Source organism: Aquabacterium sp. UBA2148 (assembly GCF_002328915.1).
Lineage (GTDB): Bacteria > Pseudomonadota > Gammaproteobacteria > Burkholderiales > Burkholderiaceae_C > Aquabacterium > Aquabacterium parvum.
Map to the genome: position 1 here is coordinate 1 of NZ_DCXA01000106.1, position 4,417 is coordinate 4,417.

The 4,417-nt window shown below is 64.7% G+C and carries 7 protein-coding genes; 6 read left to right on the forward strand and 1 reads right to left on the reverse strand.

Annotated features, from left to right (window positions below; translation table 11 throughout):
* The 6 genes from B2W70_RS05690 to B2W70_RS05715 form a co-directional block, all read left to right on the forward strand.
* Positions 1 to 738, forward strand: a 738-nt coding sequence (locus B2W70_RS05690; RefSeq protein WP_286743700.1) for a mechanosensitive ion channel family protein, incomplete at its 5' end; no start/stop codon positions are given.
* 27 nt (positions 739 to 765) lie between these two features.
* Complete coding sequence (locus B2W70_RS05695) at positions 766 to 1,410, forward strand: hypothetical protein (RefSeq protein WP_286743706.1); 645 nt, start codon at positions 766 to 768, stop codon at positions 1,408 to 1,410.
* A 551-nt stretch (positions 1,411 to 1,961) separates the two neighbouring features.
* The gene (locus B2W70_RS05700; protein WP_286743709.1) at positions 1,962 to 2,348 is read left to right on the forward strand and encodes an MAPEG family protein; all 387 of its coding nucleotides are present in this window, start codon (positions 1,962 to 1,964) and stop codon (positions 2,346 to 2,348) included.
* Positions 2,349 to 2,415: 67 nt separating this feature from the next.
* Complete coding sequence (locus B2W70_RS05705) at positions 2,416 to 2,790, forward strand: cupin domain-containing protein (RefSeq protein WP_286743711.1); 375 nt, start codon at positions 2,416 to 2,418, stop codon at positions 2,788 to 2,790.
* A gap of 108 nt (positions 2,791 to 2,898) precedes the next feature.
* The gene (locus tag B2W70_RS05710; RefSeq protein WP_058087084.1) at positions 2,899 to 3,159 is read left to right on the forward strand and encodes a hypothetical protein; all 261 of its coding nucleotides are present in this window, start codon (positions 2,899 to 2,901) and stop codon (positions 3,157 to 3,159) included.
* Between the two features lie 18 nt (positions 3,160 to 3,177).
* A complete protein-coding gene (locus B2W70_RS05715) occupies positions 3,178 to 3,660 on the forward strand; it encodes a DUF4265 domain-containing protein (RefSeq protein ID WP_286743715.1) in 483 nt (160 codons plus the stop codon).
* Positions 3,661 to 3,724: 64 nt separating this feature from the next.
* On the opposite strand, the gene B2W70_RS05720 is transcribed toward B2W70_RS05715, so the two are convergent.
* On the reverse strand, positions 3,725 to 4,417 hold a 693-nt coding region (locus B2W70_RS05720), incomplete at its 5' end, for a PEP-CTERM sorting domain-containing protein (protein ID WP_286743718.1).

Here is a 4,417-nt window from a genome sequence, read left to right on the forward strand (position 1 = left end):
CTGCGCCCCGACGCCGCCACGCCCACCCGCCGCGTGGCCTCGTGGGTGATCTGGATCTTCGCGCTGGCCATGGCCTACCCCTACCTGCCCGGCGCCGAAACCGAGGCCTTCAAAGGCATGTCGGTGCTGGTGGGCTTGATGCTGTCGCTCGGTGCATCGAGCTTCGTGGCCCAGGTCGCGGCCGGCCTGATCCTGACCTACAGCAACACCCTGCGCAAAGGCGAGTACGTGCGCGTGGGCGAACACGAAGGCACCGTGCTGGAAGTGGGCGCCTTCAACACCCGCATCCGCACCGGCCTGGGCGAAGAGATCGTGCTGCCCAACAACATCATCGCCAACGGCGCCACCAAGAACTACTCGCGCGAGGTGCAGGGCCCCGGCTACATCGTCGACACCACCGTCACCATCGGCTACGACACGCCGTGGCGGCAGGTCGAGGCCATGCTGACCGAAGCCGCGCGCCGCACGCCCGGTGTGCTGACGACCCCCGCGCCCCGCGTCTACCAGACCGCGCTGAGCGACTGGTACCCCGAGTACCGCCTGGTGGCCCAGGCCATCCCCGATCAGCCGCGCCCGCGCGCCGAGGTGCTCAGCGCCCTGCACGCCAACATCCAGGACGTGTTCAACGAAAACGGCGTGCAGATCATGTCGCCGCACTACGTGCTGGACCCGACCGAGCCCAAGGTGGTGCCCCAGGCCAAGTGGTTCACGCCGCCGGCCCAAGGCCCCAAGGCCTGACCTGCACGAAGACGAGGGGGAGGGCCCATGGTTCAAAAGTTGACGGCGCTGCTGTGCCTGGCCTGGCTGGTGGGCTCGCCCTGGTGGTCCAGCGCCATGGACCGCGACCCGAACGGCCTGGCCCTGCTGCTGGCCCTGCTGGCCCTGAGCTGGTGGGGCGCCCACCGCTGGCGCCAGCGCGGCGTGCGGCCCAACTGGCTGGTGCGCGTGCTGCTGTGGTGCACGACCCTGTTCGTGGGCTTTCAGGTGTACGCGGTGCTGGTGGGCAACCTGGACTTCATGAACCAGGTCATCAAAGCCGCGCCCCCCGGCTCGCTGGAGCGCTACCTGGCCGTCTTCGTGCCCGGCACCCTGGTGGCCGTGCTGTACGCGGCCATGCTGGCCTACCCGCTGTGGGCGGTGTTCGGCCCCTGGCAGCTGGTGCTCACGGCCATGGTGTTTGCCTTTGTGCGCTTCGTGCAGGCGCCCTACACCGTGTTTGACGCGCCTCGCACGCTGGGCGACAAGGTGGCCATGACCGAGCTGGCGCTGTGCGTGATGGTGATGGCGCTGGTGGTGGCGGTGCTGCAGTGGCGGCTGGGGCGCCGAGGCGCTGGCCGGATGCCAGGGAGGTGCGACCTAAGAACATTCACGGACCGCTGGCGCAAAAGGAAGGGGGGTGGAGATGAGTGACGAGTCAGCTCAGCCTGCGAATTGGACCGTGCGTAAGTCGCTCTGCATCATGCTCACGACCATGGCATTCTTCATGGGCGGTGTGGTTGGGTATGTTGTGGCTGACTCGAAATCAAAGAGTGGGTATTCCGAGGAATCAAAGCGGGCTCTGCTTGCCCTGATGCAAGATCCCCATCTGATGATTCAAGAGAACCTGCTCCAGTGCGACCTCCCAGGGAAAGGCGTCAGTCACTTCATTGCCTCCTACATCCTCTGGTCCCAATCTCGTTCACCCTCCGGCTCTAGCAGCTTCTCGTGCGAGGGAGGAGTTCTCAAAGCTTGCACGTGGTCTTATGGCGAGGCGAGGCCCTTTGAAGCGTGGAGCAGGGTGTTGAGGTTTGAATACGTGTCCAGCAAAAACGCCATCACGCCTGGCAGCCTCGCGTGTATTGATGTCCCTTGAGCTTCGGCATTCTTGCTTGCCTGCAGGTCGACACACCTTGTGCGGAGTGTGAGATGTGCAAATGCATACGGCGGTCACCCTATCAATCAAAGAGCAGAGCACAGGCTTCATGCACATCCTCCCCTTTTACGCCGCCCTGCTGGGCCTGCTCTTTTTCTACCTGAGCATCCGAACCATCGGCCTGCGCCGCAGGCTCAAGATCGGCGTCGGCGCCAAGGACAACGACGAGATGCTCCGGGCCATGCGCGTGCATTCGAACTTCGCCGAGTACGCGCCCATCACGCTCTTGCTGATTGGCTTCGTCGAGTTCCAGGGCGCGCATCCCTGGGTCATCCATGGGCTCGGTGCCTTGCTCCTGGTCGGGCGCTGCGTGCACGCACACGGCATGAGCCAGATGAACGAGAAGTTCGTCTTCCGGGTCTCCGGCATGGTCATGACGTTCACGGCCTTGCTGGCCGCCTCAGGGGTGCTGATCTTCAACTTCCTGGTCCGGTGATCCGCTGACCCTCAGCCGCGTTCGGCGCGGTTATTGCTCCTTTACCCCGTCACCCATGGAGCAAACGATGAACAGCCAACGTGTCTACAAGTCCAGCGAACACATGCAGCCGTCCGACGGTGAGCCCGTGCGCTCGGTGGTGCTGGAGACCGAACACTCGGTCATCGTCGCGTGGCACGTGGCACCGGGTCAACGCATCGCTGCGCACACCCACCCGCAGGGCCAGGACACCTGGACCATCCTGTCTGGCCACGGCCAGTACCAAACGGACGAGCAGGGCGGTTTCGTCAACGTGGTGCCGGGCGATGTCGTCGTCGCCAGACAAGGCGAGGTGCATGGCGTTTTGTGCACCAGCCCCGAGCCTCTGATGTTCATTTCCGTGGTCGCGCCGCTCGAAGCGGGGTACGTGCCTTTGACCCCCAGCGCGCTGCCTGGCGCCTGAGCCGTCATCGCCGTCGAGGCGCGCGGCATCGCGCTCGGGCGGTAGATCGGGGCAGCCGGCATCGCTCACAATCGGGGCTCACAAAAAACCAGATTGGGAGTCCCCTGCATGGCCGCGTACTTGTCACTGCTGTTGGCATTCGTGGTGGGCGCCGCCCTGTGCTCCGCCACCCGGCGCGAAGCCCGCTCATGGCTGGCATCGTGCGCCGTGGTGCCGGCTTTCGTGCTGGTCTCCGAGTTCGTTCTGCCCTACTCGGGTGGCGGGGCGTCGATGTGGCCCATCGCGCTGGCCTTCGGCGGGTTCATGGGCGCCCTGGCGGGTGGTGCGGGCGTGCTGCTGGCATCGTGGCTTCACAACAAGCGGGCCTGACGCAAGCCACCTCATCCCATGAATCAAACCGCTAACAACCTCACCAAGGTCTGCATCGACCTGCCTAACCATTGGTGGCTCAAGGGCGAGTCCTTCTGGGCCAAGCCCCTTGGCGGTGACCTCTACGAGCTGCAGAACGTGCCGTTCTGTGCCTATGGCCTGAACTTCGGTGACACCGTGCGGGCCGTGTCGGCTTCGCCCGAGCTCAAGCCGGAGATCCTCGAGGTGGTCGAGCGCAGTGGCAACCAGACGCTACGCGTGAGCTTTGCCATCGAGCGCGAACAGCAGGCGCCTTGCATCGAGCACCTGCAGGCCCTGGGCGCGGAGGTCGAGCGCGCGAACGCCACTTTCGTGGCGCTCAACGTGCCACCCGACGTTGACATCGACGCCTTGCTCGACCACCTTGATGAGCAGGAGGAGCAGGGCGTGCTGCATTTCGAGACCTGCGAAGAGCGGGTGCCTGGCTCGTTCGACGACCGCCCGAATGATGCAGAAGAGTGATGGCGCACGTGATTTACCTGTCACTCAAACGGGGCTGAACGATCCAGCCCCGTGAGGCGTGGGCTTACTTGCGCTTGCGTGCGGCGGTGGCGCCCACTGCCGCCAGACCAACCAGGGTCAGTGCCAGCGAGGTGGGTTCGGGCACGCTCGACGTGACGAGGTTGTCGATCGAGAAGTTGAAGGAACGGCTACCGGAGAGCGAAAACATCCGCAGCGAAGTGATGCCGTTCAACGACAAGGAAGCCTGGCCAGATCGGATGTCGCCGATGACGGTGTCCCCCGTGAGGTTGATCGAGCCCAGCAAACCTGCCTGACCATATGCCTGCAGGGTGAAGTCGGCCGACAGCGACGTGCCAAAGAGCACATCGACGCGGTCGAAGGACGAGGTGAAGTCGATGTCCAGGTACTGGCCCGTGGTGCTGCCGCCACCTTGGTCGACCCACAGCACGTTGGGGGCGCTGGCGCCGGCGATGAGGCCGGTCAGCGTGTTGTTGGCGCGGGCGCCGCCGCTGTGCGAGTCTTCGAAGGTCACGCCAAGCGACTGGTACTGGGTGGTGACTTGTTCACCAGACCAGATCGGGCCGCCGGCCAGCGTGTCGAAGTCAATGGTGACGGCACCAGCCGAAGCGTGGATGGCGAGGGCGGCGAGCGGAGCGCTCAGGGCAAAAAATTTGGACATGGTTTCCCTATTTAGGTTGGGGGCGACCACCTTGGGGGTGATCAGGTGTTGCTTCTTGGGCCGGCCGGGCGGGGGCGC

What these genes read in the sequence shown, in the direction of transcription:
- B2W70_RS05695 (WP_286743706.1), top strand. Translation starts at nt 766, where the DNA reads ATGGTTCAAAAGTTGACGGCGCTGCTGTGCCTGGCCTGGCTGGTGGGC.
- B2W70_RS05700 (WP_286743709.1), top strand. Translation starts at nt 1,962, where the DNA reads ATGCACATCCTCCCCTTTTACGCCGCCCTGCTGGGCCTGCTCTTTTTC.
- B2W70_RS05705 (WP_286743711.1), top strand. Translation starts at nt 2,416, where the DNA reads ATGAACAGCCAACGTGTCTACAAGTCCAGCGAACACATGCAGCCGTCC.
- B2W70_RS05710 (WP_058087084.1), top strand. Translation starts at nt 2,899, where the DNA reads ATGGCCGCGTACTTGTCACTGCTGTTGGCATTCGTGGTGGGCGCCGCC.
- B2W70_RS05715 (WP_286743715.1), top strand. Translation starts at nt 3,178, where the DNA reads ATGAATCAAACCGCTAACAACCTCACCAAGGTCTGCATCGACCTGCCT.